This window comes from SAR324 cluster bacterium (assembly GCA_029245725.1).
In the GTDB taxonomy this organism is placed as follows: domain Bacteria; phylum SAR324; class SAR324; order SAR324; family NAC60-12; genus JCVI-SCAAA005.
On the sequence record JAQWOT010000030.1, the window covers coordinates 1 to 3,803 of the forward strand.

A 3,803-nucleotide genomic window follows, 5' to 3' on the forward strand; every position below is an offset into this window, starting at 1 on the left:
CCCCGAAGATACACAACTCTTGGGACTGATGGGTACGGACGAAGTGATTTCCGGAAAGCCCTTCGCAGTCACTTTGAGGTGGATCGCTACCATGTCGCCGTTACTGCCCTGAAGTCACTGGCGGACGAAGGTGAAATTCACACCAAGCAGGTTGCTGAGGCTATTCGTAAGTATGGTATTGATTCAGAAAAAACCAATCCACTTTATGCTTGAGAGAGTGCATACATGTCTACGATCAAGGAAATCACGGTCCCAGATATCGGTGACTTCAGTGATGTGGAAATCATCGAAATTCTTGTCAAACCAGGTGATTCACTGAAGGCAGAGGATTCGGTGATGACGTTGGAGAGTGACAAGGCCACGATGGATGTACCTTGCCCGGAAGATGGACAAGTTGCTGAGTTGCTGGTCAAGGTTGGAGACCATGTTTCAAAGGGAACGTCGATTCTGAAACTACAGGCAGCAGGTACCAGCCAGTCAGTTTCAACAGAGGCGCTTGAAGCTCCGACTCCATCTGCTAGTGCCCCATCCACTGATCCAGCACCAGCTTCAGTGCCAGTAGCCTCTGCTTCCGTGGAAGTGATTGTCCCGGATATTGGGGATTTCCAGGATGTGGAAATCATTGAGATCTTTGTCAAACCAGGAGATGCCGTCAACATCGAAGATCCATTGATCACCTTGGAGAGTGACAAGGCCACGATAGAGGTGCCATCTTCAGATGCAGGCACAATTGAAACGGTATTGGTCAAGGTTGGAGATCGTGTTTCTGCAGGAACTGCTGTTGTACGCTTGAGCACTTCAGGCTGTGTTGCCACAGCACCTTCCGTCCCTGCAGCTTCAACTCTGGAAGTAGCGAAGGTAGATTCAGCACCTACTCCTGCCCAAGCTGCCCCCACGAGTTCAGTCGCAGAACCGAATAAGATTGATGAGGCTGCCTTTCGCAAGGCACACGCTAGTCCATCGGTTCGTAAGTTTGCGAGAGAATTGGGAGTGGATCTATCCAAACTGAGTGGCTCTGGCAGGAAGAATCGCATCACCAAAGATGATGTCCAAAATTACGTCAAGCAGGCTGTCACAAAAGCTGAATCTGGAGTTGCTACGGCACCAGCCGCTTCTGGAAGCGGGATTCCTGCAATGCCAGAGGTTGACTTCAGTAAATTCGGTGAAATCGAAACTCAGGATCTCCCAAGGATCAAGAAAATTTCAGGTAAAAATCTACATCGAGTCTGGCTAAATATTCCTGCCGTGACGCATCACGATGAGGTAGATATCACCAACCTGGAGAATTTCCGCAAGGAGTTGAAAGATGAAGCTGCCAAGCAAGGTGTTCGCATCACGTTACTGGCTTTCATCATGAAGGCGCTGGTGGCAAATCTGAAGCAGTTTCCAACCTTTAATTCTTCACTCACTCCGGATGGAGAGCGCCTAATCCTCAAGAAGTACTTCCATATTGGTGTCGCGGTGGATACCCCAAATGGTCTGGTTGTGCCTGTGATTCGAGATGTTGATAAGAAGAGTGTTTATGACTTGGCTCGTTATTTGGGAGAGATGAGTGTCAAGGCCCGTGATGGAAAGCTCAAAAGTCAGGACATGCAGGGAGGTTCCATGACGATTTCAAGCTTGGGTGGAATTGGTGGTACAGCCTTTACTCCGCTGGTTAATGCACCAGAGGTTGCGATCCTTGGCTTGACGCGCTCTCGCATGCAGCCGGTCTGGAATGGTAAAGAATTTATTCCTCGATTGATGCAACCTGTTGACCTGTCCTATGACCACCGAGTGATTGATGGAGCGGAGGCAGCTCGATTTGTAGCGTCCCTTGGTAAGTACCTGACCGACATTCGTCGAGTTTTGCTCTGAGAAGTTTGGTTCATATTCTGATGCTGGAGAACTTCCTACAGAAGTTATCCAGCAGCTTATTTGAACATTGAACCGGCCCCACGCATAGCTCACAAATCAATCAAGCTATCCTTCCTTGCTGCTCTTCTCATTTGTAACTAATTCCAACCCTCAATAAGTCCTAAAATGAAGAATATTCGTGTTTTGGTGAATGGTGCTAAAGGCCGTATGGGCCAAGAAGTTGTTAAAGCAGTTACAGCAGCAGCAGATCTCGAACTAGTGGACCAGACAGACCTGGGGGATGATCTGATCACCAGAATTAAGGCAAGCCAGGCGCAAGCAGTGGTTGATTTCACAACGGCTGCCGTCGCCTTTGAAAATACTCGTAAGATTCTGGAAGCTAGAGTACATCCTGTCGTTGGAACCAGCGGACTACTGGCGGAGCAGGTGGCAGAGCTTCAGCAATTGGCTAAAGAAAAAGACATTGGAGGGCTAATTGCGCCAAATTTTGCGATTGGGGCGGTATTATTAATGAAATATGCGCAAGATGCTGCCAAGTATCTTCCCGATGTAGAGGTGATTGAACTCCACCATAATCGAAAAGCTGATGCTCCTTCAGGAACCGCAGTCAAGACTGCACAGCTAATCGCTGAAGCCCGCCAGGAAATCCCAAAGGCTCTGGTAGAAGAGAAGGAGTTGTTTGAAGGTGCTCGGGGATCAGAAGTGCATGGAGTCCGGGTTCATTCTCTGAGATTGCCAGGACTGGTTGCCCACCAAGAAGTAATCTTTGGGGGAACTGGAGAAACACTGACCATTCGACATGATTCGATTCACCGGGAATCCTTCATGCCCGGTGTTTGCCTCGCTTGCCGAAAAGTAATTGGATCCCAGCAACTCTTCTATGGCCTCGAACACTTACTCTGATTGAATGCTGACTCTAAAATGATTGTTGAATTTCTGCCAACCCCGTCATTCAAATGGCCATGACATCTCTTGCCAAGACATATAACCCCCAGGAATTTGAAACCGATCTCTATCAACAGTGGGAGGAAGGTGGTTGGTTCCGAGCGGATGCTCAATCCGACAAGCCCAGCTTCACCATCTCCATGCCTCCTCCCAATGCCACGGGTCAATTGCATGTGGGGCATGCAGTTATGTTGGCACTGGAAGATATTCTGATTCGCTGGCATCGGATGCGTGGTTACGAAGCACTCTGGGTACCTGGTACAGATCACGCCGCGATCGCCACAGAAAACGTGGTTTTACAGAAAATTCAGCGAGAAGAAGGAATTATCGACCCAAGAAAAGAGTTAGGTAGAGAAGAAGTCTTGCGACAGATCGCAGACTACGTGTTGGATTCAAGGGATATAATCAAAAACCAAGTTCGAGTGATGGGTTCCAGTTGTGATTGGTCAAGGGATCGCTACACGATGGATCCTCAACTGAACCGATGTGTCAATGAGACCTTCTCGCAGATGTATGCAGATGGGCTGATCTATCGTGGGCACCGAATCGTTAACTGGGATCCGAAGCTACAAACGAATGTCTCAGACGATGAGGTAGACCGTAAGGAAGTGGCATCTCCCTTCTATACCTTTCAGTATGGGCCTTTCCAAATTGGAACGGTTCGTCCAGAGACAAAATTTGGTGACAAGTATGTCGTGATGCATCCAGATGATGAGCGTTACTCAGAGTTCAATCATGGTGATACCTTCGAGTGTGAATGGATCAACGGGCCTGTCGAGGCCACAATCATCAAGGACTCTGTCGTGGATCCATCCTTTGGAACAGGAGTGATGACGATCACTCCATGGCACGACCACACGGACTTTGAGATCGCAGAGCGACACCAATTAGACAAGGAACAGATTATCGACTTTCAGGGGCGCTTGCTGGCAAATGCGGGAGAATTCGCTGGGATGCCCATTGAGGAAGCAAGACCAAAAATTGTTGAGAAGCTGGCAGCC

The 3,803-nt window shown here is 48.7% G+C and carries 4 protein-coding genes; all 4 read left to right on the forward strand.

Going from position 1 to position 3,803, the window contains the following annotated elements:
* Positions 1-213: hypothetical protein (locus P8O70_00890; GenBank protein MDG2195440.1), on the forward strand; the 213-nt coding region annotated here is incomplete at its 5' end.
* Between the two features lie 12 nt (positions 214-225).
* Positions 226-1,857: a dihydrolipoyllysine-residue acetyltransferase gene (gene aceF, locus P8O70_00895; GenBank protein ID MDG2195441.1), complete on the forward strand. Its 1,632-nt coding sequence runs from the start codon at positions 226-228 to the stop codon at positions 1,855-1,857.
* A 165-nt stretch (positions 1,858-2,022) separates the two neighbouring features.
* Positions 2,023-2,760: a 4-hydroxy-tetrahydrodipicolinate reductase gene (gene dapB / locus P8O70_00900; protein ID MDG2195442.1), complete on the forward strand. Its 738-nt coding sequence runs from the start codon at positions 2,023-2,025 to the stop codon at positions 2,758-2,760.
* 59 nt (positions 2,761-2,819) lie between these two features.
* Positions 2,820-3,803 (forward strand): class I tRNA ligase family protein (locus P8O70_00905; protein MDG2195443.1); only part of this gene is annotated, 984 nt, incomplete at its 3' end.

Coding starts and splice junctions, on each gene's coding strand:
- aceF (MDG2195441.1), top strand. CDS start 226: ATGTCTACGATCAAGGAAATCACGGTCCCAGATATCGGTGACTTCAGT.
- dapB (MDG2195442.1), top strand. CDS start 2,023: ATGAAGAATATTCGTGTTTTGGTGAATGGTGCTAAAGGCCGTATGGGC.